Annotated in this window: 26 protein-coding genes and 1 pseudogene; 15 read left to right on the forward strand and 12 right to left on the reverse strand. The window is 50.4% G+C overall.

All coding sequences use genetic code 11. From position 1 onward, the window contains the following. Positions 1-2: 2 nt before the first annotated feature. Together JMJ04_RS27065 and JMJ04_RS27070 are read right to left on the reverse strand one after the other, a co-directional pair. Positions 3-2,333, reverse strand: a complete 2,331-nt coding sequence (locus JMJ04_RS27065; RefSeq protein WP_201373530.1) for an MBL fold metallo-hydrolase — start codon at positions 2,331-2,333, stop codon at positions 3-5. A gap of 235 nt (positions 2,334-2,568) precedes the next feature. Beyond that, on the reverse strand, positions 2,569-3,480 hold the full coding sequence (locus JMJ04_RS27070; RefSeq protein WP_201373531.1) for an LLM class flavin-dependent oxidoreductase: 912 nt from the start codon (positions 3,478-3,480) through the stop codon (positions 2,569-2,571). 543 nt (positions 3,481-4,023) lie between these two features. Here JMJ04_RS27070 and JMJ04_RS46900 point away from each other — a divergent pair. From JMJ04_RS46900 to JMJ04_RS27085, 4 genes are all read left to right on the forward strand, one after another. Beyond that, positions 4,024-4,335, forward strand: a complete 312-nt coding sequence (locus JMJ04_RS46900) for a hypothetical protein (protein ID WP_236038424.1) — start codon at positions 4,024-4,026, stop codon at positions 4,333-4,335. After that, complete coding sequence (locus JMJ04_RS46905; RefSeq protein WP_236038425.1) at positions 4,247-4,618, forward strand: GNAT family N-acetyltransferase; 372 nt, start codon at positions 4,247-4,249, stop codon at positions 4,616-4,618. The genes JMJ04_RS46900 and JMJ04_RS46905 overlap by 89 nt, the downstream gene beginning before the upstream one ends. A 416-nt stretch (positions 4,619-5,034) precedes the next feature. Next, the gene (locus JMJ04_RS27080) at positions 5,035-6,156 is read left to right on the forward strand and encodes a pentapeptide repeat-containing protein (RefSeq protein ID WP_236038426.1); all 1,122 of its coding nucleotides are present in this window, start codon (positions 5,035-5,037) and stop codon (positions 6,154-6,156) included. 77 nt (positions 6,157-6,233) lie between these two features. Further along, complete coding sequence (locus JMJ04_RS27085) at positions 6,234-7,235, forward strand: NADPH:quinone reductase (protein ID WP_201373533.1); 1,002 nt, start codon at positions 6,234-6,236, stop codon at positions 7,233-7,235. Positions 7,236-7,385: 150 nt separating this feature from the next. Here the strand turns inward: JMJ04_RS27085 and JMJ04_RS27090 are convergent, their stop codons facing one another. Next, complete coding sequence (locus tag JMJ04_RS27090) at positions 7,386-7,991, reverse strand: HD domain-containing protein (RefSeq protein WP_201373534.1); 606 nt, start codon at positions 7,989-7,991, stop codon at positions 7,386-7,388. 31 nt (positions 7,992-8,022) lie between these two features. Continuing rightward, positions 8,023-8,319, reverse strand: coding sequence for a helix-turn-helix domain-containing protein (locus tag JMJ04_RS48900; protein ID WP_201373535.1), 297 nt, complete (start codon positions 8,317-8,319; stop codon positions 8,023-8,025). Between the two features lie 462 nt (positions 8,320-8,781). Here JMJ04_RS48900 and JMJ04_RS27105 point away from each other — a divergent pair, with 462 nt between their 5' ends. Together JMJ04_RS27105 and JMJ04_RS27110 are read left to right on the forward strand one after the other, a co-directional pair. Then, positions 8,782-9,411 (forward strand): LLM class flavin-dependent oxidoreductase, encoded by a 630-nt coding sequence (locus JMJ04_RS27105; protein WP_236038617.1) that lies wholly within the window; start codon positions 8,782-8,784, stop codon positions 9,409-9,411. Between the two features lie 168 nt (positions 9,412-9,579). Then, a complete protein-coding gene (locus tag JMJ04_RS27110) occupies positions 9,580-10,011 on the forward strand; it encodes a hypothetical protein (protein WP_201373537.1) in 432 nt (143 codons plus the stop codon). 198 nt (positions 10,012-10,209) lie between these two features. Here the strand turns inward: JMJ04_RS27110 and JMJ04_RS27115 are convergent, their stop codons facing one another. The 3 genes from JMJ04_RS27115 to JMJ04_RS27125 all read right to left on the reverse strand — a co-directional run bounded on the left by JMJ04_RS27115 (position 10,210) and on the right by JMJ04_RS27125 (position 12,795). Then, entirely contained in the window at positions 10,210-10,623 is a 414-nt protein-coding gene (locus tag JMJ04_RS27115) for a PPOX class F420-dependent oxidoreductase (protein ID WP_201374499.1), read from the reverse strand. Positions 10,624-10,875: 252 nt separating this feature from the next. Beyond that, entirely contained in the window at positions 10,876-11,508 is a 633-nt protein-coding gene (locus tag JMJ04_RS27120; RefSeq protein WP_201373538.1) for a transposase, read from the reverse strand. A 108-nt stretch (positions 11,509-11,616) separates the two neighbouring features. Beyond that, positions 11,617-12,795 carry a hypothetical protein gene (locus tag JMJ04_RS27125; RefSeq protein ID WP_236038428.1) on the reverse strand — a complete coding sequence of 393 codons (1,179 nt, stop codon included), beginning with the start codon at positions 12,793-12,795 and terminating at the stop codon, positions 11,617-11,619. A 533-nt stretch (positions 12,796-13,328) separates the two neighbouring features. On the opposite strand from JMJ04_RS27125, the gene JMJ04_RS27130 reads away from it, so the two are divergent. From JMJ04_RS27130 to JMJ04_RS27145, 4 genes are all read left to right on the forward strand, one after another. After that, the gene (locus tag JMJ04_RS27130) at positions 13,329-13,751 is read left to right on the forward strand and encodes a VOC family protein (protein WP_201373539.1); all 423 of its coding nucleotides are present in this window, start codon (positions 13,329-13,331) and stop codon (positions 13,749-13,751) included. A gap of 163 nt (positions 13,752-13,914) precedes the next feature. Next, complete coding sequence (locus JMJ04_RS27135) at positions 13,915-14,136, forward strand: GNAT family N-acetyltransferase (RefSeq protein WP_201373540.1); 222 nt, start codon at positions 13,915-13,917, stop codon at positions 14,134-14,136. Between the two features lie 304 nt (positions 14,137-14,440). Then, on the forward strand, positions 14,441-14,821 hold the full coding sequence (locus tag JMJ04_RS27140) for a PadR family transcriptional regulator (RefSeq protein ID WP_201373541.1): 381 nt from the start codon (positions 14,441-14,443) through the stop codon (positions 14,819-14,821). Positions 14,822-15,036: 215 nt separating this feature from the next. Beyond that, complete coding sequence (locus JMJ04_RS27145) at positions 15,037-15,879, forward strand: Stp1/IreP family PP2C-type Ser/Thr phosphatase (RefSeq protein ID WP_201373542.1); 843 nt, start codon at positions 15,037-15,039, stop codon at positions 15,877-15,879. Positions 15,880-15,968: 89 nt separating this feature from the next. On the opposite strand, the gene JMJ04_RS27150 is transcribed toward JMJ04_RS27145, so the two are convergent. From JMJ04_RS27150 to JMJ04_RS27165, 3 genes are all read right to left on the reverse strand, one after another. Next, on the reverse strand, positions 15,969-16,730 hold the full coding sequence (locus JMJ04_RS27150; RefSeq protein ID WP_201373543.1) for a dienelactone hydrolase family protein: 762 nt from the start codon (positions 16,728-16,730) through the stop codon (positions 15,969-15,971). A gap of 983 nt (positions 16,731-17,713) precedes the next feature. After that, positions 17,714-19,153, reverse strand: a complete 1,440-nt coding sequence (locus tag JMJ04_RS27155; protein ID WP_201373544.1) for an ISNCY family transposase — start codon at positions 19,151-19,153, stop codon at positions 17,714-17,716. Between the two features lie 237 nt (positions 19,154-19,390). Next, a complete protein-coding gene (locus JMJ04_RS27165; RefSeq protein WP_201373546.1) occupies positions 19,391-19,624 on the reverse strand; it encodes a transposase in 234 nt (77 codons plus the stop codon). Between the two features lie 183 nt (positions 19,625-19,807). On the opposite strand from JMJ04_RS27165, the gene JMJ04_RS27170 reads away from it, so the two are divergent. The 4 genes and pseudogenes from JMJ04_RS27170 to JMJ04_RS48910 form a co-directional block, all read left to right on the forward strand. Further along, positions 19,808-20,767 (forward strand): IS701 family transposase, encoded by a 960-nt coding sequence (locus tag JMJ04_RS27170; protein ID WP_236038429.1) that lies wholly within the window; start codon positions 19,808-19,810, stop codon positions 20,765-20,767. Between the two features lie 54 nt (positions 20,768-20,821). Next, entirely contained in the window at positions 20,822-21,193 is a 372-nt protein-coding gene (locus JMJ04_RS46915; protein WP_236038430.1) for a hypothetical protein, read from the forward strand. Beyond that, positions 21,177-21,395 carry a hypothetical protein gene (locus JMJ04_RS27175; protein ID WP_236038431.1) on the forward strand — a complete coding sequence of 73 codons (219 nt, stop codon included), beginning with the start codon at positions 21,177-21,179 and terminating at the stop codon, positions 21,393-21,395. The genes JMJ04_RS46915 and JMJ04_RS27175 overlap by 17 nt, the downstream gene beginning before the upstream one ends. 12 nt (positions 21,396-21,407) lie before the next feature. Then, positions 21,408-21,717: pseudogene (locus tag JMJ04_RS48910) on the forward strand (glycoside hydrolase family 52 protein); the annotation flags it as partial. Positions 21,718-21,806: 89 nt separating this feature from the next. Here JMJ04_RS48910 and JMJ04_RS27190 read toward each other — a convergent pair. Together JMJ04_RS27190 and JMJ04_RS27195 are read right to left on the reverse strand one after the other, a co-directional pair. After that, a complete protein-coding gene (locus JMJ04_RS27190) occupies positions 21,807-22,874 on the reverse strand; it encodes a ParB/RepB/Spo0J family partition protein (RefSeq protein WP_201373549.1) in 1,068 nt (355 codons plus the stop codon). A gap of 59 nt (positions 22,875-22,933) precedes the next feature. Next, the gene (locus JMJ04_RS27195; RefSeq protein WP_201373550.1) at positions 22,934-23,971 is read right to left on the reverse strand and encodes a ParA family protein; all 1,038 of its coding nucleotides are present in this window, start codon (positions 23,969-23,971) and stop codon (positions 22,934-22,936) included. Between the two features lie 621 nt (positions 23,972-24,592). Here JMJ04_RS27195 and JMJ04_RS27200 point away from each other — a divergent pair. Beyond that, complete coding sequence (locus JMJ04_RS27200) at positions 24,593-26,410, forward strand: hypothetical protein (RefSeq protein ID WP_201373551.1); 1,818 nt, start codon at positions 24,593-24,595, stop codon at positions 26,408-26,410. Positions 26,411-26,861: the final 451 nt, after the last annotated feature.

Below are 26,861 nucleotides of genomic sequence, written 5' to 3' on the forward strand. Positions count from 1 at the left end.
TATTATTTGAATCGGATATTTGCTGAACGTACTTTATGGTGTTGGCCCGCTGTGGGTCCGGCCTGCCACTGGATCTCGAAGAGGCGCCATGAGCTTTTGCCAGTCAAGCTAGCTGGCTGATCGTTGACCATGACTGCAGCGCCCTCTCCGGCGCGAATGAGCGCGAGATGCTGAGAAAAGCCGGGATTCTTCGCTACTTGTTCGCGCTCCAGAGGAAGCCAGCTCTCTCCTTCGCGGTTGAATAGTTCGCGGCCATGCGCCAATAGCTCCAGGCCCCAGGCTAGCCGCTCGTCTTCATCTGCGACCTGTGTACAGAGCTGAGCATAGGTAAAGGGCTGGCCCTGGGCCCGCTCCCAGAGGGTGAACAGGTCGATCCAGCAATTGTCGAGCTGCTTACGCCAGGCCTGAAGCTGCTGCTTTATCTCGCCCGGCGCTAAGATGAGCCATTCTGGGCGGCTTACGCCTGGTAGCAATTGGATAACGTTGAGGGGTCTCTGGGCTTGCTTCCACTGGTCTGCAACGAGCGAGAGAGTGCCATCCTGGGGCGCGCTTAACACAAGTGCGATTTGTGGGCTGGAGTTCTGTCCCTGGACAAGTACAACTTCACCCGGAACAAGATCGACAAGAGGCGTGAGACGCTGTATGGCTTCAGACGCGCGGGGCTGATAGGTTGTCTGCGCGCCCAGGCGGCCCAGTTTGAAATGTGTGGTGGCATCACGTAACACCTGCTCAATGAGAGGGCGGAGCGCTGGGCGATAGTCTGGGCCGTAATAGTGCTGACCCAGCTCCACGGAGGTCCAGGGGCGGAGTGGTCCATGAGTATGAGCCTTCTCCCAGAGCGCCTGTAGCGTTGGAGAAGACATGTCCTGGCCAGGATCGCTTCCCGCGAGAAGAGGCGTGGTACCTGGTGACAAGGCGTCTGCATATATGGCTCTTTGCGAGGTGGCAGAAGATGCCAGCACCTTTGCAGTGGGTGTGATGGAGAGGGTAGTACCAACGTGAGGAATAGCGACGGAGAGATGCTTGAAACGCTGTGAAAGAGCCTTGAGCGCCTCACTGTCGCCGTGGACTAGTATGAGACGCGCAGGCTGTACTTTACTGACGACAGCCTGAATCTGGTTGGCATCCGCGTGACCGGAGAGATTGTAGCGCGCAACCTGGCAATTAAGCGTCACAAACTCCTCACCAATACGGATGCGGTCGCCCTGCTTCGCGTTGAGCAACGCGTAGCCAGGACTCTCCTCATCCTGGTAACCGGTAAAGAGCAGGCAATCTTGCTCACGTGCGGCGATGTCCAGCGCATACAGAGGAGAGGCACCGCCAGAAAGCATACCCGAACTACTGATAACCATCTTGGGTTTAGTATGCTGTACGAGGTCTCGGCGCTCAAATGAACGCACGGAAAAGACATGCAATTGAGGATCCGCAAAGAGCGGGCGCCGGCCATTGATCAGGTGGCGCTGGAGAGTTGGTTGCAGGTCATGAGACTGCTGCTGGTACACGTCACAGACCGAGCGCACCATACCATCCAGATAAATGGGAACAGGTGATATCTTACCACTGGCACGATAGGCCTTCAGAATCAAAATAATCTCTTGCGCGCGCCCCACGGCGAAGGCGGGACAGAGAATGCGGCCTCCTCGCGCCAGCACGGCCTGCACAGTTGCCGCCAACTTCTGCTCCTCCTCCTTGCGGCTGGAGTGAGAACGATTGCCATAGGTCCCCTCGGTAATCATCACATCGGCCTTGGGCAGGGCATTGATATCCAGGCCCTTGATGGTGCGCTGATCGGTCAACGAGATATCACCGGTATGAAAGAGGGTGCCCTCGGGCGTCTCAAAGAAAAGCATGGCTGCGCCCAGAATATGGCCAGCAGGAATAAACTGTACTGTGATACCAGGAGAATCTGCAAGAGGCGCGAAAGGTTGGCGAAAACCCATTACCTGAATACGCCCCAGAAAGGCATCAACCTGCTCGGCATTATAGAGTGGGGTCTCGCCATCGGGGCGCAGATGTTCCTGCTCCATAATACGCACAGAGTCGCGAAGCAATACCTCGGTCAAGACGCGTGTACTTTCAGTAGCATAGATCGGGATATGCGGCAAGAGCGAGGCAATGAGAGGCAGAGCACCAGTGTGATCGATGTGAGCATGTGTAATAATAAGCGCTTCAGGCGGCTGCTTATTTAACAGGGAGAGATCAGGAAGGCGAGATTGTCCTTCGCGAGCCGCGGGGCGCATCCCTCCATCAACCAGCAGAGTACGGCCTGCTACCTGAAGAAGCGTGCAGGACGCACCAACCTCCGAGGCACCCCCTAAAAATGTAAGCTCCATAGACAATCTCCCTCTTCTATGCAACCGGCATACTTCCCCACAGCTAACATATATACAATCGGCTAGTGTGGATACTCTATACTCTCTATCCACATTTCTATCCCGCTAGAGCAGTATAACGCATCTCTTCCCATCAAGCCATATACATCTAGGCGGTTTGTTAAAAAAAGAGTATCATGCCCGGCCCAGCTTTTGCCCTGGTGTAAATCCCAGGATTAAACTGGTCCAGGCCAGCTTAAGCATTAATTCGTGGCAAAACTTCTTCAACCAGTAAACGCAATGACCTGGTATCAGGAAATCCCTCATTTTTGAACTGGAAAGATACCACACCCAGATCAATAAATGGCTTGAGCTTCTCTATAATCTGTTTGGGTGTGCCAATCAAAGAATTGGGGGAAGGGATATGCGACATATCCACGCTGCTCATATCGGTTCCTTCAGGCACACACAAACAGCCGCCAAACCAGCTTCTGCGTAATGTAGCTGGATCGCGGCCAACAGCAGCGCAGGCCTTTTCGCTTTCTTTCACCAGGTCACGATAGTGTGCGATATCTTCATGTGAAATATTCCATTCGTCGGCGTGCCGCGCAATCAATCGGAGCATACGTGGCTGCTCTCCACCAACCATAATACGTGGCAATGGATCAGGCTTTGGCTCACACGCAGCATTGATAACGCGATAATGTTTCCCCTCCACAGTGGCTCGGGGTTGGGTCCAGAGCGCTTTAAGAATAGTCAGCGTCTCTTCCAACTGCTCTACTCTTACGCCAGGTGTTGGATAAGGAAAACCATAGGCATCGTACTCTTCCTGATGCCAACCAGTACCGATACCAAGGATGAAGCGTCCTTCACTCATATACTGAGCAGTTGCCGCCATTTTCGCCAGCAAGGCTGGATTGCGAAACGACTGAGCAAGCACAACATTCCCAAAGTGAAAAGAGGGATAACACGCTGCCATGTAGGTCAGGGCCGTCCAGCCCTCTAGAACCGGGGCATCCTGGAATTGCAAATGATCGACATACCAGATCGAGTGAAAATGCCCAGTTACAATATCCAGACTCTCGCGAATCCGTTTGAGGTAGATTTCACGTGTCATGCCTCTGCCAGGTAGAGCGGGGAGTAATAAGCCAAACTCAATAGATGACATATATCTTCCTCTTTCAAGATTTATAGATTGTCTGTTATCGTATCACAGAGAAGCCCAACACTGGAGACAGGAGCCCAGGCTGGTGCTGCCGTTGGTGAGTCTGGGCCTGCTGTCTCCGCCAATTTATGTAGCCAGGTTTTAGAGCATCCAAGTCGCCTAGCTGCTCCCTTGGTATTCAGGACCTGCATTAAAACACTTCCAGTGTGGGAGCTTACTCAACAGCACGATACTGTACCCCTTGTATGAACGTTCTTCTTACCCATCCTTTCAGTTATAACATCACAAAGCGATAGGAAGAAAATCCTCTTACCAGTACTATAAGAAATATAATAGCACTATAAACAGTACCTTGATACTTTTTATTCTTTGCGCTTGTATTTGACCCGTTCCCCTCATGTACAGTGCGCTTGTATTTGCCCTTGTTTGCTTATATATGCTATTAATGTAGCGTTGCACCTCTATTTAATCACCTCTGCATACAGCTATGAAAGTGAGGTCTTTAAGAACAATAGCATGGAAAATACGAAAGAATACCAGACTCACATGCAGGAGAAACCAATTCTCAGCATTATCGGAGAAAAAGTTGCACTCGGACCCATCCGTCGTGAGCTCATCCCGCTTTACCAGCGCTGGATCAACGATTTCGAGGTGTTGCGCACGCTGCACATTCCGCGCCCCTCCACATTTGAAGAGATTCAGGCCAGTTATGAGGCTGACGTCGCGGCGGAACGCCAGCGTAAAGTCGTCTACTTCACCATTTATGACCATGACACATTGCAACCTATCGGTAGAACAGACTTATGTAACATCAATTATCGCGACCGCACTGCCGATTTTCGGCATCGAGATTGGTGAAGCCACGTATCGTGGGCGCGGCTATGGTACTGAGGCTGTTCGATTGATGCTTGATTACGCTTTCACAGGTCTGGGTCTACACAATATTATGCTTGAAACCTGGGAATATAACCGCGCTGGACAGGGAGCTTATAAAAAGGCTGGCTTCCAAGAAATCGGACGTCGCCATCAAGCCAAGTTCATGAACGGCAAGTTCTGGGACATAGTTTACATGGAATGCCTGTCCACAGAGTTTGTCAGTCCTGTTCTCGGCCAGATACTAGTACCTGATGAGTTACGCTGACAAGCAGAACTGGAGCAAAAATAAGATTTCTTCTCATCCCCTTAATTCGCCACTTCTAGCAACGAAAGGGTTAAGACATTTTCCCGCGCTCTGAGGCAAATGTCTTAACTTATAGATTGGAATTAGCCTTATAGCTCATTTTCTCCCCCTATGTCTGTCGCCATTCGTCCTCCAGAATCGAGAAGAGAAATCGGTCATGCCACTTCCCTCAAGAGTGCTTAACATGACTATTATCTCGGCAATTATATCCATTTTTAGGAGCTTTATGCAAATAGCGTCTTTTCTAGTAGAGAGCAAAGATAAGAATTGCAAAATAACAAATACGGAGGCTTACTCCAATAATGCGTTTATGGATTGAAGAACTTAGTAACCGGATAAAAGCAATGTTTAGTCACCAGAGCGCGTGGTATGGAGCTGTGTTTATTCTGGTATTGCTAGCAACCACCCTCTGCATAATCATGGGATATATCTATCGCTGGGATTGGATTGGCGTAGCGGATAAGAAGCTCTGGGACTGGCTTAGTATCTTAATTGTTCCTTTCGTGGTCGCGCTGGCCGGGACAATATACACTCACGTACACAATCAGAGTGAGCGCGAGGAAGCGCGCCAGAAAGAGGCTCAGGAGCACGAACTGGCATTGGACAATCAGCGTGAAGCAGCGCTACAGACCTATTTTGATCGCATGTCAGAGCTATTGCTAGATAAACAATTAGAAACGAATTCCCAGGCCATGGCCATTGCTCATGCACGTACAGTCACAGTGTTACGCATGCTTGATCCAGCGCGGAGAGCGAGCGTCTTGCGTTTTCTGGGAGATGTAAATCTCGCAAGCAGAATTTTGAATCGCGATATGCGTAGTCTCGACCTCAGTGGTACTGATCTCTCTTCGGCACATTTAAAGCAGGTCATGCTGATCCTGGTAAACCTCATCGAGGCCAGCCTTAAGCGTGCCGATTTGTCTGAAGCCAATCTGGAGAAAGCCTGGATGAGGTCGGCAAACCTGGGCAAGGCTAATCTGGAAGATACCAATCTCTGGCGCGCTGACCTGAGCCGGGCCCGCCTGGATGAAGCCAACCTCCGCTGGGTCAATCTCGTCGAGGCCAACCTCTACCGCGCAAGCCTCCTTGAAGCCGATTTAACGGGAGCGAACCTATGGCGCGCACAGCTCAACAAGGCGCGCCTTGACTATGCAAGATTACGCTGGGCCAACCTGATAGAGACCAATCTGTCAGGGGCCACCCTTCTAGGCGTAGACCTCACAGGCGCTAATCTCAAAGGTGCTAATCTGGAGAATGCAAACCTCAGCGAAGCAATCCTTGTGAAAACGCAGTTCATCGACGTGCGAGGCGTCACCAGTGAACAAATGGAAGACTTCCGTAAGCGAGGGGCATACACACAGATACAGCCAGGAGATTCACAGGTATTGGACATCATCAAGATAGAAGCCTCTTCACAGACAGAGATAGAAGGGCCACAAATCATATCAACCGAAGAGCATATAGATGAGGCAGGTTCGATGCAACAAGAAATAAAGTAAAATCGATCCAGGTACAATAAAAAAAGAGAGTGGGTATCTGTACAGCAACTAATAGAGTGAATGGGAAGGAATAGCGCATGGCAAGCCAGAAGACAATGAAGGCGGCATATATTGATCGACCTGGAGGTGCTGATAAGATCATTTATGGTGATCTCCCTATCCCGACACCAGGGCCGCGCGATATTCTTGTCAAAGTCGCCGCCGTAACGGTCAACACAGTCGATATTTATATTCGAGGAGGAGTTTTTCAGACACCACTCCCACAGCCCTTTATTATCGGGCGTGACGTGACAGGCATCGTGGTGGAAGTGGGAGAAGAGGTCTCGCTCTTTCATCCTGGCGAGCGCGTCTGGGCCAATAACCAGGGCTATGATGGTCGCCAGGGAACCTTTGCCGAGTACGTCAGTATCCATGAATGCCTGCTCTATCACCTACCACCTAATGTTGACCTCCATGAGTCCGTTACAGTGCTACACTCAGGACTTACCGCCATCATTGGCCTCTTTAACAAAGCTCAGATACGTGATAAAGAGTGTATCTTCGTCAATGGCGGAGATGGCTCGGTAGGAACCGCGATTATTCAACTGGCCCGTGCCATGGGGGCGCAGATAATTGTCACATCAGGCAATGAACAGAAGGCACGCTGGTGCGAAGAGTTGGGGGCTGACCTGGTTATCAACTACAAGACGCAAAATGTGAACCTGGCGCTCAAACGTTTCGCGCCTCAAGGCGTCAATGTATACTGGGATGCCACGCCCCAGCCGGATATAGAATGCGCGCTCAACGCTATTGCGCAGCGTGGGCGCATCATCTTTATGTCTGGCCCTCTGCACCAGACCACCCTCATGGTGGGTCCGTTCTATATGAAAAACTGTACGCTCTATGGTTTTACCGTGACAGACGCCACAATTGATGAGCTGCACACCTGTGCCTCGCAGATTGACTATTGGCTAGGCAGGGGCGTACTTAAGGGCAGAACCGCGCTCAAACTCCCGCTCTCACAGGCAGCCGCCGCGCACAGGATATATGAAACACAATCGCTCTCCGGTAAGATTGTTCTCTCGCCTGACTGGGATTAGCTTCTTCTCCTGCAAAGCACGCTTAAAATCTAGACATTATATTGGGCCTATAAGAGCTCAAAGCTACGGCCCTTAGTACAAACTATCACAAATGCGTTCTGAGTTGACGTCTTCACAATACAGGCGCTTTTCATCGGAAGCAAGAAGCAGTTAAGACTGTCTTTGTTCAGGCCAGAGTTGCTTATCTGCTGCTCGCTGGTAGAGTAGTTCGAATGCTTGGGTCAAGGCTGGATCAAATTCGCGTGCGGAGCGATTGTAGGCGCGGCTCTTCTCTGCTGTGACGCCATTCTCATGCCAAGTACGTCCCTGGGCAAACACATTCTGAGCGAACGCTTGTAATTTATCGACGGCGTGTGCATACCTGGCTTCAGGTGTTCTCCCCTCCTCGAACTCTCTCCACCAGCCATATATTTGTATATGCATGTCTTCTGGCAATTGTGCAAATAAAGGTTGGGCTGCCTGCTCCTCGCGCTTCTCCTTGTCCAGGTGTCCAACAGCATCATAGGCGGGCGTATCACCAGCGTAGATTTCCACCAAATCGTGCGTCAAAATCAGCTTGAGCGTATGCTCAATATCGATCTCAATGCTTAATTCTTGGTGCAAAAGCAAGGCGAACATCGCCATATGCCAGGTATGCTCAGCATCGTTTTCATGCCTGCTCTGTTCACCAATATAGCTCAATCGATAAATCGTCTTAAACTGGTCAATGGTTTCGAGGAAATGCAAAATGGTTGGTAGGCGTGTGATGTCAATCATGAAGCGTCCTTCTCCGTTTTGGTATCGCGCCTCATTTTATCACACGGCTTGCGCTCGGCTCTCTCTTCACTCGCTGTCTTCCATACTCCATACAAGCGATCATGCGTTCGTTCTTGAACCAGCGGCCAATCGTGCTGGACGAGGCTCTCGGCAACTCAGGCGCCGCTACAAGGAAGCGTGCCAGTTCGCCTCGACTCCACCGAGCCAGCGAAACCCTTTGCGTCTGCGGCAAACTGCAAGCAATGGCGGTTGCGTGTGCACGAACTGCAGGGGAAAAACGCCGATGCACCCCCGATCGAGGCGCGTCGGCCAGCGAATGTGTCTGCACCCAGCGCGCTCGCCATTTGCGTACTTGGCGATCACTGGTTCCATTTACCTCTCTTTCTTCATCTCGTCAAACCCGGAGTGAATTTGCGATAGCTTGTACTTAGAGCCACCGTATCCCAAACATATAGCCCAAAGTACGTTTATAGGAAAAAGATAAAATGGATCAGAAGGCCAGTATCTTTTGTGAATATGACAGAGGATGACATTAATAGCCCGATATACTCTTTGCAGATTAATAAGAAGAAGACCAGCAAAGGAGTAGCATTATGCGTTACGGCTTCGTCATTCCCATTGGAGATGTACAGACCATCGCGGAACTGGCCCATTTAGGAGAAGAGGCTGGTTGGAACGGAATGTTTTACTGGGACGGTATCTGTATCGAGTCAATGGCAGAGATGTATGATCCCTGGATTGTGATGGCAGCAATGGCCATGCGTACAAAGCGTGTGCGCCTGGAGCCATTATTACTCCCCTCTCGCGTCGCCGTCCCTGGAAAGTCGCCCGCGAAACGGTTACCCTTGATCACCTCTCACAGGGACGTCTTGTTTTACCAGTCGGACTGGGAGCAATCGACGACAAAGGATTCGGCAAGGTTGGGGAAGTAACGGATCGCAAGGGACGCGCAGAACTGCTCGATGAAAGCCTGGATATTATCACTGGCTTGTGGAGCGCTCAGCCTTTCAGCTACCAGGGTAAACACTATCACCTCGAAGAGATGGCTTTTCGTCCAGGGCCAGTTCAGCAGCCGCGCATTCCCATCTGGGTTGTGGGGGCATGGCCGCGCGCAAAATCAATAAATCGTGCCATGCGTTATGATGGCCTGCTCCCAACGAAAATGGAGCAAGATGGTCCAGTAACGCCAGAAGATATACGTGCTATGCGTGAGCATATCGCCGGTCAGCGAAAGCAGACAACCCCTTTTGATATTATCTGGGAAGGAGAGACACCTGGAGATGACGCAGAGCAGGCGGCAGCTATTGTGCGTCCCTGGGCCGAGGCTGGCGCGACCTGGTGGCTAGAATCGCGCTGGTCAGCGTCCAACATTGAAGAGATACGCACGCGCATCCAACAGGGTCCGCCACACCTCGCCTAGATTATCATCCTTTCACCCATTTGACGCGCATCGCAACTCCTGCCTATTTTCCATCTCATTGGAAATGGTGCCCTACTCCAGGATAGACTTAAGAGCCATTGATAATTTCATGTATCTATCGAGAAACGGAGAAGCAAATAAAGTATGTCGCAAAGGCTGAAACGTTGGATGATGCGCCTGGCACTCACAGAGCAACAAGAAGCTTCAACCTTGAGCGCTCGTCCTATTTCCCAGCACGATGCTCCACTTCTTGGGAAGTTATTGTATGAAGCCTATCGCAACACTATCGATGATGAAGGCGAGACATCGGACGAAACCCAGAAAGAAATAGAGGGGACATTTGCAGGGAAATATGGCCCTGTATTGACAACATGCTCTTTTCTCATTGAGGAGCAGGAACGTATACTGGCTGCGTCAGTGCTGACTGATTGGACAAATGACCAAACAGGAAAGAAACAGCCAATGCTATCTTTTCTCATGACTCAACCCGATGCCAAAGGGAAAGGAATGGCAACCTTTCTGCTCAAAAAGAGTATTGGTAAATGCCCCAAAAAGTGGATCTGCCCACGGGTTGCGCAACGAGTTTTATCCCATCAATAAACTGGCTTGAGAGCATCCTTCCTCGCTCTCGTGGTTTCATAAGGCAGAGCTATGTACAACCCGTGGGCAGTTCGAAACCTGTACACTTGCCTCCAATCATGCACATTGGGACAAACTTTCCAGGGAATGCCGCTCCCCATCTGGGTTGCCGGCATTGAACGTTGGAAACAAAAATCTCTGGCGAGTTTGCCGGGGCTTCTACTCCTCACCCCAAGGTCCAGTGCCATGAATACGTTCAGCCGTAATGCGGGTAATATAGCCCTGTGGCGTTCCCGAAGGCGCGTACGTCGTGCCTGGAGCGATATAAATCTGGGCCAGTCGGTTCAGCAATTCGGGGGCACCGCCCTCGGTAATTCTGGCACGACCATTGATCACCAGATAATTATCCAGTCCATTCGTTTTTCCACCTGTCTCCATTGAGAGTGCGACTCGGGCATCGCGCTGAATATTCTTCAATTTTTGGTGGAGATTCTTGTGCCCACAGACAATTTCATCACCATCAAGGCCCACCCAGACGACAGAGACTTGAGGACTGCCATCCTCGTTCAGGGTCACGAGATGGGCGGGATGACCCGCTGCCAATGCTTGCCGTACTTTCTCATTCAATCTCATCACGATCAGCTCCTTTCTTACGTCGTTGATAGTATCAGTATAAATACGTCTCGCAAGAAAGCCTGCTCAGGCAGCGCCATCTCTCTTCGCCGTGCCCACGAGATACGAAACGAGTTGTAAGCAGCCAAGCAATAGAGAGAGAAAAGAACGCGTGGTGAAGAACAGAAAAAGGCACAGAGCTTCTTCGCCCTGCTGAGGTATTCAGAGGGAAAGGAGAGCGCGGTCAGTTGTTCTGCTGAAGCTTGTTCCTCCTCAGTGGTGTGTGGTCAGGAAAGCAGGAACCCCAGCCACGGTAATGCGCACGTGCGGTGGACCGAACCAGGCATTGCGCGCGAGCCGATCCGACCAACTCCACCGATCATGCGAGCGGACCGCACGAGGTGAGCGAGGTGGTGGAGGAATGTGCTGTGGGGACTCAACAAGTGGGAGGATTTCAACGTATTGATCGCGCCAGTGAGCCGTCCAGGTTCGTCGAAGTGCGCGACCTGCAATATCAACCCAACGGGTGGCAGCCAGGATGCCTGTCTGAGGTTCCACCAAGGAAGGTGCTGGGAGCAGGTGACGCACAGCACTGACGCGACGCGCCCGGTTTCCTTTCGCTCCTCGCGCCAAACACTGCTCGCGCAGGGGACAGAGCCGACAATCATCCAACTGAGCCACATACACTGCCCGTTGGGTGTACGCATTTTCTTGACGCACTTCACTCAACCAGAGGGTCGCCCCAGTCGGGCAGCGGAGCGAGACCTCATTGTACAGTGTGAAAGCACTGGCTGGGATCTGGCCCCGACCACTGTCTCTGGCCCATTGCCAGGGACCGTAGGCGTCTGGGAGCTGATCGGTCGAAGAAACCTGTGGGGGACATTCCTTAGCCGGAGACCACTCCATCTCGCGCAGTTCCTTTCCTTGCATGGTATGTCCGAGCGACAGCCGGATATTCCACATCCATTGGCACGCGATCTGCCAGAGTTCCTGTCCGCACTCGGTATACGAACATCACCGATCCGGATCACCTTCCAGATCTTCCTCGGCGAAGATCGTTTCAAAAGCACCCCGTCCGTGATACAACTCCACCACATCCTGGACCAGGAAGCTCTCGACAGCAAGCGTGGTGATGAAGAGCTCATAGATCCATTCTCCCACGCGTTTGCCAACTTTCACGGTGCAATCTGGAGAAGGAGCCAGATATCGAGTTACAATGATCCGAGCGGAAGGCAGCCCTTCTCCTAAGGCGAGCCAGCCTCCCTCAAACACCTCGACAACCTCGCCAGTGTTTTTCCTGGTGACGCTGGCAGTTGGCGGATGAACGAGCACTTGCAGGATCTGTGGGCGCTCCAAAAGCTGATAGCCTTTGCCTCGGGTGACCAGATGGGCACCTGTGCGCATGATTTGAGCGATGACTGCGGCATCGCCATATTGCCCATCCAAGCGGATCAAGGCTAGCTCAGGAGGGAGAGTGAACTGTTCCAGGTAGGTCATGACCGCCTGAAGAGCGCTTGCCAGTTCGCCCCGATAGTTCCCATTGCCCTTGCCAGAGTACGTCCCGACCCATTGGCGCGTGTGCATTTGCAACGCTGTCGTACGCGTCCGAACAATCTCTCCGCGTTTGCGTCCCATGTAGCCAGGGGCACATACTCCATCAAGGCGACGACGGGGAGAAGGCAGTTCTGGAGCCGTTGGCAGGGCACGCTGCCGGGCTGCCTGACGCGTAGCATCCACATCAAAGACGATGAAACGATGACCTTGTCGGTCGAAGATCCCCCCGATGGAATCTCCGGTCCACCCATCAGTGAAACTCTGCTGGAAAAGGGTACGGAAGGCTTCGAGACAAGGACGGTCCACAGCAGCTAGAAAGCGACTCAAGCTGGCCCGATGCGGACAATACCGGCGTCCAAAGAGGGCCATGAATGCTGATCCAAAGGGAGCTAGCCGCCCAAAAAAAGCTTCTAAAGTGCGCTCCCCACTGATGGCATAGCCTAACAAGAGTGCCAGAAAATCGATGGGCTCATAGCGACCAAAGCGACCGCGGATCAGACGCACCTTCTGGGCAAAAGCGTCGAGCAGTCTCTTGGTGACGAGATACTGCACAATGATAGTCACTTCCCCAAACCAGGGTGGTACTGCTGGCCGAGGCTCTTCAGAGGTCTGGATTTCAATACACGGGTTCGCTATCATGGACAACAGAGACCTCCCATCTTGAGACGAAACAACAGCTTCTCTCTCAAGTAGAGACCTCTTTTTGTGTTATGCTGCTAGCTTGCTTGTAGCTCGTTGCGTATCTCGTGGGATCTGTCTCGCTTTTGGTGATAAGATCTTCAATAGGCCGTTAAACGTCGAAAACCTGAGCACAAACAATGGAAGGGAACGATAATATAACCTCATCATTCACCAAATGTGAGACAGAGCCAAAAAGTGAGCAGCTTTTGACCTCAAGGGTGAGCATTTGCCCTGAAAAGTGAGCAGCTCAGCCATTACTGTCTGGAAACATGACTCCAGAAGCAATCCACACTCTTCGACGGTTGTAAATTCAATGGTCTAATAGTCGAGAAATTTCTGCCCTTTTGGCAGCCCTCTGTCAATCCTCTGTGAAGAAGGAAATAGAATATTTGACCTAAAATAAACGTGCTTGGTATTATGTCAGCGATAGGACACGTTCATGTGAGTTTTTTGTGGCACTCAATGACAGCAATGAGGAGGATCACGTTCATATGGCTTCCAGTGAGAAAAGTCTCAGTTTCCATAATCCAGCGCTCACCTTCTACGTCCGAGATGTCGTGAGAGCAGTGCACTTCTATACTAAGCTCTTGGGTTTCACAGAGATGTTCCGCACACCAAAGGATGGCATTCCCGTCCATGTTGAGATGCGCCTTGGTCAATTTACGTTGGGAGTTGCGTCGATTGATGCGGCATTGGCCGATCATGGGCTGTTATTGAATCCTGGCCCACCCAGTGCAGAACTGGTTGTCTGGACTGACGACACAGATGAGGCCTATGTGGCACTGACGGAGAAGGGAGTCGTCAGCCTTAGCGCACCTCACGATTTTCTTCAGTCGCTTCGAGTTGCTTGGGTTGCTGACCCAGAAGGAAATCCTATACAGATTGTGGCCCATCACCCAGAAAGGAATGAGTAAAGCGGACCCAATCTATGGGCTGCCGACATTTTCTTCTCCCGATTTCTCCGTTTCTCATGCAGGATGATGCGGGGTTTGCACGAGATGTCCTCCGCGTTGACTGTCTGAATTTACAACTCTCAAGATGAACAAACCGCCTCGGGAGGGGATTTACTGTTAGTCAATGGTTGAGCTGCTCACTCTTCGGGGCAAGTGCTCACCCTTGAGGTCAAAAGCTGCTCACTTTTCGGGGCATTTACCAAATATCAACACGCTATTAGCTCAAGGTGAGAAAGAACTCGTGCTCTTTGTAACCGTTGGCAATGATGCAGCCCAGCATATCTACCAGAAACTCGGCTTTCAAATTGAAGAGGAATTTGAGACTAATCTCATCAAACCTGTTTGAACCATCGATCTCCTGATGTAATACATATTGCCAGACCTTTTCGAGCTAATAACGTGAGTATTCAAACACTCACGTTATTTTGTTATGTAATTGAGAAAACGCACTAGTAAAATCACATGTGACCCACTGATGTTTCTCTGCTGCTTAAAAAATTATTTTAAGCAGAGAAGTAAATAACCCCTTGACAATGCCAATAAAATCATGTTATATATCCATTACAGATACATCAAAGGATGATATAGTAAAAGTAAGCATATTAGTAGTGGGTTTATAAGCGGTCAGATAGAAGCAGATGGATGGTTTCATGAAACACTCGCAAAAAAGTCCAGAGGAAATGTTACCTCTCACGCCAGCCGTCTTTCATATTCTGCTGGCCCTGGCGGACAAAGAACGCCACGGCTATAGTATCATGCAAGAGGTCGCGACGCGAACCAATGGGCAAATGCGTATGGGTCCTGGTACCCTTTATGGCTCGATCAAGCGCATGCTCGCAGACGAGCTGATTGCAGAGTCGGGAGAGCGGCCCGATCCAGATATGGATGATGAGCGTCGACGTTATTATCGGCTAACGGATATGGGGCGTCGTGCTGCCCAGGCTGAGGCATATCGGCTTGAGCAGCTTGTTCGTGTGGCACACATCAAACAGCTACTTCCTAATCCAGGTATAGCAGGAGGAATCTTATGAGCATAACGCCAGCCAGACACCCTTCTCGCGTTGGAGAGAGCCTCTACAGTGCGCTCCTCTACCTCTACCCACGCCAGTTCAGACAAGAGTATGGTCGGCATATGTGCCAGGTCTTTCTCGACTGTTATAGGGATGAGCTACACTACAGGGGTAGTCTAGCGCGCTTCTGGAGTTCCATTTTTTACGACACTATAGCGAGTGCTGGATCAGAACATATGCATTCTCTAATAGTGCGTTGCAAACGCCTGCTTGGTCTGGAACAACGCCACGCGCTAGCGTCCGCATCCATCAGCCTCAATGTTGGCTCACTTACTGACATTGGACGCAAACGTGCAGTAAATGAAGATACGATGATCTCTATTGTGCCAGAAGATCCGAATATTATGGCTCATAAAGGAGCACTTTTCGTTGTCGCCGATGGTATGGGTGGACATATGAAGGGAGAGGTTGCCAGCAATCTCGCAGTGAAGTATATACATGAGACATATTATCAGGATACCAGTGAGGATCCACAGGTAGCGTTGTGTCATGCAATTGAAGTCGCCAATCGTGAGATATGTCGCCACAATGATGAACAGTTGGGTAATGAAGATCAAGAAGCTCGGAAGAACGGAATGGGAACGACCTGCGTGGCGGCAGTCCTCAAAGACAACTTCATCTACATTGCTAACGTTGGCGACAGCCTAGCTTACATTGTTCGTAGTAATCGCTTGCTTCAACTTGCGCAAGATCATTCCTGGGTCGCGGAACAGGTACTCCTGGGGAAATTAACGCCCGAAGAGGCAAAAAATCACGACAAGCGCAACGTTATTACCCGTTGCCTGGGTACTCAAGCCGATGTAGAGGTTTATACAACATCTGAGCCGGCTCAGGATAGTGATATTCTGGTTCTTTGCACCGATGGACTTCACGCTCTTATCGGCGAAGATGAAATGCGCAGTATTGCGCAACAATATAGCCCGGAGGAGAGCGCACAACGTCTGATCGCGCGAGCAAATGAGCAAGGCGGACCTGATAATATAACCGCAGTTGTGGTGCGTATCTCACTTGCAGCCTAATTATTCGTAACGCTCAAGCAAAGAAGGAGCGTCTAACTCAAATAAGATGAGTTAGACGCTCCTTCTTTGCAGGTTAGTTATAACGCAATTTAGCTATAGCTGGCGATAAAACTTAACATCTGTCTCCAGGCATCTGATGAAGCCTCGGCGTAATCGCTGGCACGGCGATCAAAGAAGCTATGGGGAGCGCCCTCGTACACCAGAATCTTTTCCTCGATACCCTTCTGTTGTAGCTTCGCCTCCAGCTCGCGCACATCGCTAACGGGAATCCCCTGATCAGCCCCACCAAAGAGACCTAGCACTGGATACACAATTTTATCGGCCTGCTCCAAAGCAGTAGCACCACCGCCAAAGGCTCTTTTAAGGCCTGCGTAAAAGGCGATAACGCCCTTAAAACCGAATTCTGAACGAGTGGCAGACTGCAGCGAGAGCGCGCCACCCATGCAAAAGCCAACTGGGAAGGTTGCGCCCTGCGCATCAGCATTCTCGCGCAGATAGTTTAATCCAGCCTGCACATCCTGGAAAAAGGTATCCAATTTTACCTGCTGCACATGAGGCATAAACTCGAACGACTCGTCGCGTGAAGATATGCCAGCAGTACGACCAAAATAGTCGATAGCGATAGCCGAAATGCCAACCTCCGCGAAACGTAGCGCCAGCTCTTTGTAAAACTGATGTAGGCCTCGCACATCAGGATAGATGATAACCTGGCCCTTGCCTGGCTTCTCGGGACGCGCAAAGTAGGCCATAAAACGGGTGCCATCCGCAGAGTTTAAAACTACATCATCACCCTGAGCAGTCCCACGTTCGCCATCAGGAATAGGTGGACGCGCATTATCGTCATAACACATTTATAGATTCTCCTTCTTAACTAAGACATAATCAAGAGATGTTTTTTTCTGCTAGAAGAAATAGCATCTCGACTTTTTTCTCACGTATAAGTAGATGGAAAAAGCAACATCTCTTGTGTTACACCGACTGTATAGGCCAGCCTGATAACTGGGAGATGACATTTATATTATCTCCCATAGGTTACTTCAAATACAACTACATTATGAAGCGCCAGGCAGGATAAACACGCTTAAAACATACATTTTCGCCGGAGATAAGCCAGCCAGGTTGTCAATTTTGCCGCAATGGTTTCGTGAAACCATTGCGGCAAAATTGACAACCTGGCTGGAATCTTTATTACTTGGTGGTAAACACCAATCTTCGAACAACTTGACACGAATCGTCGAACAGACTGGCTCTGCGCTTTTGCTTGCATTGCTGTGTCTCTTCTGAATATACTTGGGACAGAAACGGATTGGCATTGAGTATGAAGGAGAAGAAATGAGATGCAATCCCGTATCCCGAAAACTGCGTTGGTTCATGTTATCTGCATATTGAGATGAACTACCTGGAATATATGGGTCTGATTGAACTCTTTGAAAGCAAGGCCGCGAGCCAGGCAATCGAGCGCAAAGACTAATATAAAAAGATCTACGAGACCATCCTTCACGATACAGAAAAAGTTGCGCAGGTGATGACGCATCATGGGTTCATTCAGCCAGAGCGTCTACCAGAGCAACGTGAGTTTCTTCATTTGGGGCATAATCGGCGAAAACACGATGCATTTTGACCGCAACGCCCATGGATCCTGTGGTTCGTGCTGATGATAAAGGATGCGGTTCATTGTTTGGCACAATCTGCACGTTCCCCTTTGGTTATGAGTTTGCAAACACGCCCTAGTACTAGTTTCCGGTGCAAAACACACAAATTGGCTTAAAAAGCTGCTTAGTAGCAACCTATCGGTCTTTGAAGTGATAGGTTACTTTTGTGTCTCATTGATAGATCATGCTCTCCTTGAAGCCGCCTGCTTCTTCGCAGCTTTGGTGACTTGCGCTTGGGCGATATGGCGCAGGTTACTGGCAATGACGCCCAGGCCCAGCCACTGCTCCATCCCCTCCTGCCCGTGATAGGCACATTTACGCAATCCATAATCGCGTCTCAAGCTGGCAATTCTGCCCTCGATTCCTGTACGCCATCGATAGGCCCGCTTCCATCGTCGCGTCCGTTCTACCGCTTGCCGCAGAGGTGAAACCTTCCCTACTGCTGGGATAGCCACCACCTCGACTCCTGCCGTGAGAGCTTGTATCTCGGTGTTCGCGGAATGAACCCCATGATCTCCAGTGAGCATCCTTGGGGGATGATCAAAGAGACGATGATGATGATCCAACGCCTGGAGCCCTTGTCCATGCTCATGCGGTGACTCCAGGATCTGGAACCGGGTCACGATTCCTCCCTCCACCTCGTCGAGCACGACCTGTCGGCCAAACTCTACAGGTGCAGCGCCTTTGTGGCGCGGAATGAGACGCGTGTGAGGTTCGAACAGGCTGAGCACTTTGTCGCTAGCCGCCACCTGCTTGCCTTCCAAGACCCTGGTGCGTGCCTGGATGATGACACGTTCGACCAGAGGGAGAAGAGGCTGAACCTCAGCCAGCAGGCGCTCTGCCTGCTTCTCAGCTTGGTGGATCAAGTGCGTTCTCACCTGCTTGGCTTGCCGCACCATCTGCTCCGTTGTGGTGATCAACTGCTGATAGAGGGTTCTCAGTTGGTCAGCTTGCCATTCCTGCTGCTGTTCCCCCGCCTCTGCTCTTCGCACGAGTTGATGGAGCTTTTGGGCCACCTGACGCACTCTTCGTACTCGCGAGCGGCAGACCTCTGCCGTTTTAGCGAGTGTGCCTTCCACCAGGGGTTTAGCTCGCGCGACGAAGCGGGAAAGCACCCGGGCGCTATCGACCCGGAGGCCGCTATCAGTTGGATGATGGATGGTGGTCTGCACACAGGTGCCATCCAGACGCAGTTTCCCCCCTTTGATCACCTTTGCTTGAGCGGCAAGCTCAACCACTCGATCGTTGAGCGCATGCATGGTGTCAGGACGGATGAAGTGTGCCCAACGAATCAAGGTGGTATCATCGGGAACATGCTCAAAGTAGACGCGAGAGAACCAGCGTAGCACCAAGCTATCATTGACCCGGTCCTCGGTTTCCTGGAAGCTCCATTGATAGAGGTGTTTGACGATGAGCAGGCGCACGATGACTTCCACCGGCGTCGAGTGACGACCACACCCGAGCGTTTGGGGGTGCCGCCGCGCCAGATCCGCTTTTACTTGGCTGAAGAGCCTATCGTCGTCGAGGAGTCTATCCAGCTGTCTGAGCACGGGATCGGTCTGAGCTGCCACCTGAGGAACCCGAGCAAACACATCTTCTTCGGCATACCTCTCAATCAGCATCGTGCCTACCTCCTGTACTTATCCTTCCTTGGGAGTCTTCGTCTGCGTCTTGCGGCCTCGCTTGGATGGCGTGAAGACTCCGACCACACGTTCAGTGATCTCCTGCCTTGTTTCAGGCTGGATGAGTTGTACCCAACGAAGAAGGGTGGTATCGTCTGGGGCTCGCGAGTCTGGAATCCGACAAAACCACTGCAACAGTGGGCTCTTGCGAACCTGCTTTTCCGTTTGCTCAAAGCCCTAATTGAAGAGCTGTTTGAGGACAAACAACCTCAGGATCACTTCCACAGGCGTGGAGTGACGTCCGTGCTGGCTGGTCAACCGATAGCGTCGTGCCAGGTCCGCTCGGACGTGTTCCAGCAGGTCCTCATCGTCGAGCAACGCATCCAATCGTTTGAACAGAACGTCGCTCCTCGTGACCTCCTCAGGTGCCTGAGCGAGCTCCTCATCGAAGGGAGCATGTGTAATGAGCATACCCTTTCCCTCCTTTAGAACTTGTTTTTCACCTCATTTATGTATTTTACCACCAATTCCACTTCACATTCCTGATCCTGAGTCGTCTCAACAGCCTGTTTTGCACCGGAAACTAGCACTAGTATTACAACGAGACTTATTGGGGTATACTGAAAGGAAGTCTGTTTCTGGAGGTGAAGCTCGATGTCTCTTGTGTTCGATGTCACCGCCGACCAGCTGACTCCTCTGGGCCAACTGGCTGTGCAGGACTTGACCTCGGAAGAGGGGGCTTCCCTGGCCGAAGAACTGGTTCACTACCACCAGCACTTTGCGTCATTGTTCTACCGGCGCGAACAGCGCGAGTGGGCGGCGATCTATTTGCGCGGACTGCTCACGGCAGATGTGCCCCGCAAAAACATCGAAGCGATGGCCCTGCGCCTGTTGGGAGTGGGACCGCATGCGGAATGGCAGGTGCGCGCTCTCCAGCAATTCATTGGAGAGGGGAAGTGGGGCGATGACGCCCTGTTGGCCGAACATCAGTGCCTGGTGAATGAGACGCTCGGCGAAGAGGATGGTGTCCTCATCATTGATGGCTCCGACTTTCCCAAGCACGGGCGGCATTCTGCAGGCGTGGCGCCCCAGTGGTGCGGAAACACCGGAAAAAAGGATAACTGCCAGGCGGGCGTCTTTCTGGGCTATGCGAGCCGCAAGGGCGCGACGCTCCTTGACCGGCGTCTCTACCTGCCTGAGCCCTGGTTTACTGAGAACCACCAGGTGCTGTGGCAGGACTGCCAGATTCCCGACGAGATCCGCTTTCAGACCAAGCATAAGTTGGCAGCCGAGCTGGTCGAGAGAATCACGGCCTCTAAGCGGCTGAGAGCCCGCTGGGTGGTCTGCGACGAGGGATATGGCGACTCCCCAGCCTTCCTGCAACGGCTGGACGCGACGGGGTTGTGGTATTTGGCCGAGGCCCCGCGAGATACCAAGGTCTGGCCACTGCTGGAAACGGATGGGCAGACCCCGCGTTCGCTTCCGAGCAGCTGGGTTCCCCCGCAGACGCGCTCGCGCAAAAGACCAGTCCCACAGCGAGAGCGACTGCACCCCGCGAGTCCGGCCAAAGTGCCGCTAGAGGATCTTGCCAAGCAGTGGCCTTCTTCCGCCTAGCAGCGCTTTCGTCTGCTGGAGGGATACAAGGGCCCGCTGGTCGCTGATTTTCTCGTGCTACGCGCGGTGTTGCCCCTCAATCGTTTGCCTGGCCCAGAGGTCTGGGCCGTGATCCGGCGCAAAGTCAGCGGTGAGGACTCAGAGCCGGAATGGAAATTTTACCTGAGTAACGCTCCCCGTGAAATGCCTCTCTCAACCTTTGTGCGGGTGAGCGGGATGCGCTGGCCGATCGAGACCTGTTTTGCCGAATGTAAGGGAGAACTGGGCATGGACCACTATGAACTGCGGTTCTGGCGCGGGTGGCACTATCACATGACACTGGTCATTCTGGCTCATCATTTCCTGGTTGGCTGGCGACAGCGCCTGAACCAGAGAGAGGGGGATCCTGCACCCGACGACCACGCGTCCCTTGCCCACAGCGGCTGAGGTGCCTGACCTGGATGCGCATCCTTCTCTGCCACTCAGCCTTGCTCAGGTGCGCTTGCTCTTGCAGGTTGCCTTGCCCCAGCCCGTGCTGGATCTGCCTGCAGTCCTGGCGTTGATTGCTTATCAACAACGCCACAACTACGCCGCCTATTGCTCCCATCGCAAGCGCCTTCTTGCCCAGTTACAGGGACTGCGCTGGTAAAGTCTCGTTGTAATACTAGCCCATGCGATTTACAGCTACTATGGTAGTATGCAACTGCTGGATTACCAGGGACAACCAATATGGGTAGTCAATGAGGGTGAATATCACATCTTAAACATCTTTGATCTGACGATTGATCAACTTTTTAAGAAATACGCTTTAGCCCATGGACAGTAAAGAATGTGCTTGATTTCTATGCGATACGTTATAGCTATGAGGATGCTATATATTTTCCAGATGACTTCACTGAGCATTCTGGCGGCATTAGTTTCACCCATGATATGGGGTCGCCAACGTCTTCTCTCCTCCCCACTACTCAGCATCATAAATGCTTGCTTGAAGCAACTTAAAAAGGAGCAGACATACGCGAAATGCGTATGTCTGCTCCTTTTTAAGTTGCTTCAAGCAAAGTTACTTCACAGAGCTGACTATTTGCTGCACCATATCCTGAATTTGTAACAAGAGATCGTGCTCTTCTTCAAAGATTTCTTCATCATCACTTCTGGCGGACACTAACCTCTGGTAGTCGCTCAAGTAGCGCAGAATCGTCTTAAGCTTTGTCTTACGCACACGCTCTTGAGACATGTTGGTAACCTTAGAAGGTTCACCTTGATCACTTTCACTGAGGCGCTCTCTGGCAGAAGCCGATACTGAACTCTGTTCAGCAGAGACACTTATTTCACTTGCCAGTACAGCATTTACATTAGCACTTGTAGCACTCTCATCCTCAGCCAGCAGACCTTCACGTTTTCGACGCTTGAGTTCTTCAATATATCCGGGAAGGTCTTCAGTCGTAAGCTTTCTATTAAGCAGCTGCGCAATAATCTGAGCACGCTCTGTGACATCTTCAATATCAAGCAGGTAGATGACAGCACGCATACTATCTGTCTTCATCTCGACAAAAGCCTGGATATCTGCCGGTGCTTTTGCCAGGCGCAGACGGTTGCGTACATAACCACGATCTTTCTTAATCGCGCTTGCAACCTCTACCTGAGTCAGTCCCATTTGATCAATCATAATCAAGAAAAGCTTGCCCTCTTCCAAAGGTGAGAGATCTTCGCGCTGAATATTCTCTGTCGCGGCCAGAGTAGCCATATCTTGATCAGACCATGAATGAACAATAACCGGCAGTTTCTTGAGGCCCGCTCGCTTAGCAGCTTCGCGCCGTCGATGGCCAGCAGTTAATTGATAAGTGCCAGGACGTTGAGGGTGAGGGCGCGCAACCAACACGCCCTGGAAGCCGTGGCTAGCAATAGTCTCTGAAAGCTGCTGCAGGCTCTCTTCCTCCATGGCTACGCGCGGCTGAAAAGGATTATCAAACAACAAATCGATATCGATTTGTTGGGGCTGCTTTTCGTGAAGCAAGCGCTGCTCTTCTTCCTGAACCTTGGAAGTAAAAATGCTTGAAGCAAGGCCATTGGCGGTTGCTGTCCTGAGGTAACCTACATCTAAGGCTGATTTTTTAGATCTCCCTGGCACACGTTCCTCCTAGCGTTTAACGGTTTCAATAGCAGAGAAAGCTCGATTGAACAGTGTAATTACAATGTGTCTGCATGAATGGCCTGTACGACCCGCTCAACGGGTTCGCGAGCTGGTCCACCTACAGACCGGAGGAGTTCTTCCAGCAGACGCCAATAATCCTTAGCATGTTCACTATATGGATCACTGATTACAACAACAGAGCGCCTGTTCGCCGCGTTAGTAAAAACAGCGCTCTGGCGCAAGTATGAATCAAAACAAGAAATACCTAATTCCTTTGAAAGGTCCCCTCGTAGGGTATCTATGATTTCCTGGTGACCTTTGTATTTTTGCACCTTTGTGAAAACGACACCTGCAATAACCAGGTTAGGATTAAGCGAATCGTCCTTTACCTGGTGAACCACCTGGAGCAAATCTCCCAATCCCTGGACAGATAACACCTCTGGAATCAGGGGTATGAAAAGGACCTGTGACGCACACAATGCATTAACCGTCAAAACCCCAAGCGAAGGATTAGTGTCAATCAAGATGTAGTCATATTGACTGGCTACAGGAGCTAAAGCTCGTCGCAGAAGTACTGGCCAGGTGAGCTTGCCTCGTAGTTCTCCATCAGCGGCACTTGCACGCATATTGATAGGAATCAAATCTGGTCCATGCACAACCTCTCCACGCGCTTGATTTGTTCCGGGATCAAAAAATGCAAGTGACTCCGAATCAATACACGTAGGGAGAATAATATCTTTTAACGCAACCTTACCTAGAAGTACATCATATAAAGTATGTTCTAGTGTGTTACGCTCATAGCCAAAAGTAAACGTTAAATGTCCCTGAGGATCACTATCTATTGCCAGAACACGAAAACCAAGTCGGGAAAGCATTACAGCTAGATTTGCCGTTGAGGTAGTCTTAGTAACTCCTCCCTTTTCGTTTACAGCAGCTAAAACAATTGCTTCCGTCTGCCTCTGATCATTCATACGTGCATCCTTCCCACTGCGTAAGCCAATCTCAAAACCAAAAGCCTTACCGACCTTTTTTCTCTTCTTCCTCGTCATCTCCACCACCTCCAATTTTGTCAGTCCCATCATACCATTAGCCATTTTGACTTGCAATGCTTAAACCACTTTTTTAAAGCCAATCCTAAAAAGTTGTTACACAATGGTTTCGCGAAACCATTGTGTAACAACTTTTTAGGAGGATTTTCCTCACTACATAGCCAAATTACAAGATCTTAATAATTTGGAACAAGAAATAGTGGTTCAGTCAGTCAGTCGGTCAGTACTTTTCGCGTATATAGTAAACAATCTTAAAGAGAAGATTTTCCTCAGGAAAAATGGTATTATATGATATAGAGAGACAAAACAATAACATCTTTTTTCTGTTTTGCGCAACCTATACGACCAGTAGCTTGAGTCAGCTTAACTTTATCAAAATAAGTTACGCTTGTTTCTATTACATATCATAACGATATAATCTCGGTTGCTGATAGCTCTCCCTAACGATGCCTAGACAGTACTCCAATTTAAAAGCTAAAGGATTATCGAGAAAAAGAAAATAATCCGGTAACCTTAAGAGTAAGTATAACTGTTTCCATGTGTAGAATAAAAAGGAACTTGATCCTATTTATTGAGCACTGAGGGGAGTGGCAACCAGATCTCTCATAGGATAGGTAAAGAAGCAAATATAAGAAGATTTCTCCCTACTAGCGAAGGAGCTTTAATGTGATAACAGGTATGTGGACGATATGGGGCACCGATCCCGATACACATCAGGAAATCTGGTACTGGCATCCTCCTATCGTTCCGGTCGAAGAGGATGCTGAACAGTTACGCGCCGATAAATGGGTTCCCGTTGATCCAGAACAACAACACACCCTCTTTTTAACTCTCCTTGGCCAGTTAGCCGAAATCCGCTATCTCAAAAAAGATGCAGACGATACTGTTGAAGCCTGGGTTCAACAAGAAGATATGGTCTACGCCAGTACTACCCCGGTTGTTCTGGCCTTTTATCTGCCTGAGCATCTACGAGGCGCAACTGCCTCCTCCTCTATTTCGCCTTCTGCAGCAGATATCGCAGACACTCCTTCAATGCCACTACTGGTAGGCGACACCCTTGCTTCAGTCCAATTTGGAGAGGTTGCCCTGGTCGCCGATCCAAGCGCTGGTGGCTGGCATCCATATCGCCTCCAGTTTCTTGGCGAGGAGGGGCTAGCTATTCAGCAACAAATGCTTCGAGAAATCACACAGCTTGAGGTAGATGCTCGTACCAGTCGTAGCCACAAACGTTTTAAGACACGCCTGCTCAAATCTTATCAGGTGGCCGTCCGCCAGGAACGCTATTTGAAATTACACCAGTTGGCACAAAAACTTGCAGAGCTTTACTGGAAAAGCTATCAAGGCCTCTCACCTCGCACTTCAACTACATCTCTCATTCGAACATTGCCGGAGACCCCATATGTGGTTGGCAAGGGCACGATCATTCCTGCGCCTCAGCCAGTACAGGCTGTTCTCGCAGCTTATAGTAACGCCCAGGCTGGAGCAGAAGATTGGGATACTATTAAAAGTGTCCCAACATTTGTCTACAACAAAGAAAATGGAACTACACATGTTGAGTTCCGTCCTAGCGATCCCAGTACTCAACTCGATAATGCGACTATTCAGTCACTGTGGTCTCAGGTACGTCAGCTCTCTGACATCGATGGGGATGTGCTAATCGCGATGCTAGCCCAGGCGATTGCGGCACCTCATGATGAAAAAGATGGTGTGTGGATTACGGGAAAACTTATCCTCGATTATCGGGGAATTTCGCCCATCATGAAGCGTGAAAACGGGAAGCTCCGACGTGCAGGTCATCGTCAGGAGGATCTTGCAGATGTGGCAGCTTGCATGAGTCGTATGAGCAATACCTGGATACGTGTCGAACAGTGGATTGAGGATGATCGTGAGCATTCAGGGCGTAAATCGCGTTCAAAGAAAGAGCCAAAAACATATCTTTATACCCGTGAAAGCCGCTTAATTAATGTAACTGACATTATTCGTCAACATGAATTACAGCAAATCAACGGCAAACCTCCCATGGAACAACCACAAAATAGTATAGCGATTGCCTGGCGCTACCAAGTGGGTAGCTGGGTGGAACCATTTCTGCAAGGGGCAAACCGACAGGTTGCCTGGCTTTTACAACAGGTGCTCAGCTACGATCCTTATCACGAAACGTGGGAGAAACGCCTGGCACGCTACTTCACTTTCCACATGCGTATCAATTCAACCAAGGGAGGGGTCATCATTGAACGTGAGGTGGGAAAAATTATAGAGGAATTAAGCCTTCCAGTAAATCAACGTGATCCAGATCGAACGCGTAAACGCTTCGAAAAAGCCATGGATCGCTTACAAGCTGATTTATTAGTATCAGAATGGATTTATGTATCGGATAATCCTCCTCTGCCTAAACGCAAGTGGTTACCAACATGGCTACAATATCGTATCAGGATAGCCGCGACCTCGGCACTCCAAAACCACTATTTGCCTGAGGCAAATTGACCCTCTAGATGTCGCACTCTCTGCACAATTCGATTTATTGCTAGGGAGTGCGACTATACTCCCAAACTTTTGAGTAAAGAAGTTTCCTTACTAACACAATAATCTGACACAAAAGTAGTTCATCATCCTCATAGCCACATCTTTAATTTTAAAAACTTCGTCATCCACATTTGCGCATACCGCTACGTTATCACGCGCGTAGCTAATTCCACTCCTATCCTGATGGCAAAAATCAACAGGCAAAATACCGGGCTCGCTTGCCTGAAGAGCTGCAAAATCAGCCAATAACTGGCAAGATACACAGACCACTCATACCCATAAGGCTCAATTTTACTCGTTAAAACCTTCACTTATTGCTCAAATCAGCAGTTTACCAGAGCAAATAGAGATTTTACATTGCTTCGCTATAGAGATGAGGCACCAGTTTATACAAAATTTACTCTTACTTATC

Source organism: Ktedonobacter robiniae, assembly GCF_016587375.1.
Lineage (GTDB): Bacteria > Chloroflexota > Ktedonobacteria > Ktedonobacterales > Ktedonobacteraceae > Ktedonobacter > Ktedonobacter robiniae.

Coding starts and splice junctions, on each gene's coding strand:
- JMJ04_RS27065 (WP_201373530.1), bottom strand. CDS start 2,333: ATGGAGCTTACATTTTTAGGGGGTGCCTCGGAGGTTGGTGCGTCCTGC.
- JMJ04_RS27070 (WP_201373531.1), bottom strand. CDS start 3,480: ATGTCATCTATTGAGTTTGGCTTATTACTCCCCGCTCTACCTGGCAGA.
- JMJ04_RS46900 (WP_236038424.1), top strand. CDS start 4,024: ATGCAGGAGAAACCAATTCTCAGCATTATCGGAGAAAAAGTTGCACTC.
- JMJ04_RS46905 (WP_236038425.1), top strand. CDS start 4,247: ATGACACATTGCAACCTATCGGTAGAACAGACTTATGTAACATCAATT.
- JMJ04_RS27085 (WP_201373533.1), top strand. CDS start 6,234: ATGGCAAGCCAGAAGACAATGAAGGCGGCATATATTGATCGACCTGGA.
- JMJ04_RS27090 (WP_201373534.1), bottom strand. CDS start 7,991: ATGATTGACATCACACGCCTACCAACCATTTTGCATTTCCTCGAAACC.
- JMJ04_RS27110 (WP_201373537.1), top strand. CDS start 9,580: ATGATGCGCCTGGCACTCACAGAGCAACAAGAAGCTTCAACCTTGAGC.
- JMJ04_RS27115 (WP_201374499.1), bottom strand. CDS start 10,623: ATGAGATTGAATGAGAAAGTACGGCAAGCATTGGCAGCGGGTCATCCC.
- JMJ04_RS27120 (WP_201373538.1), bottom strand. CDS start 11,508: ATGGAGTGGTCTCCGGCTAAGGAATGTCCCCCACAGGTTTCTTCGACC.
- JMJ04_RS27125 (WP_236038428.1), bottom strand. CDS start 12,795: ATGATAGCGAACCCGTGTATTGAAATCCAGACCTCTGAAGAGCCTCGG.
- JMJ04_RS27130 (WP_201373539.1), top strand. CDS start 13,329: ATGGCTTCCAGTGAGAAAAGTCTCAGTTTCCATAATCCAGCGCTCACC.
- JMJ04_RS27135 (WP_201373540.1), top strand. CDS start 13,915: ATGGTTGAGCTGCTCACTCTTCGGGGCAAGTGCTCACCCTTGAGGTCA.
- JMJ04_RS27140 (WP_201373541.1), top strand. CDS start 14,441: ATGAAACACTCGCAAAAAAGTCCAGAGGAAATGTTACCTCTCACGCCA.
- JMJ04_RS27145 (WP_201373542.1), top strand. CDS start 15,037: ATGCATTCTCTAATAGTGCGTTGCAAACGCCTGCTTGGTCTGGAACAA.
- JMJ04_RS27150 (WP_201373543.1), bottom strand. CDS start 16,730: ATGTGTTATGACGATAATGCGCGTCCACCTATTCCTGATGGCGAACGT.
- JMJ04_RS27155 (WP_201373544.1), bottom strand. CDS start 19,153: ATGCTGATTGAGAGGTATGCCGAAGAAGATGTGTTTGCTCGGGTTCCT.
- JMJ04_RS27165 (WP_201373546.1), bottom strand. CDS start 19,624: ATGCTCATTACACATGCTCCCTTCGATGAGGAGCTCGCTCAGGCACCT.
- JMJ04_RS27170 (WP_236038429.1), top strand. CDS start 19,808: ATGTCTCTTGTGTTCGATGTCACCGCCGACCAGCTGACTCCTCTGGGC.
- JMJ04_RS27195 (WP_201373550.1), bottom strand. CDS start 23,971: ATGGCTAATGGTATGATGGGACTGACAAAATTGGAGGTGGTGGAGATG.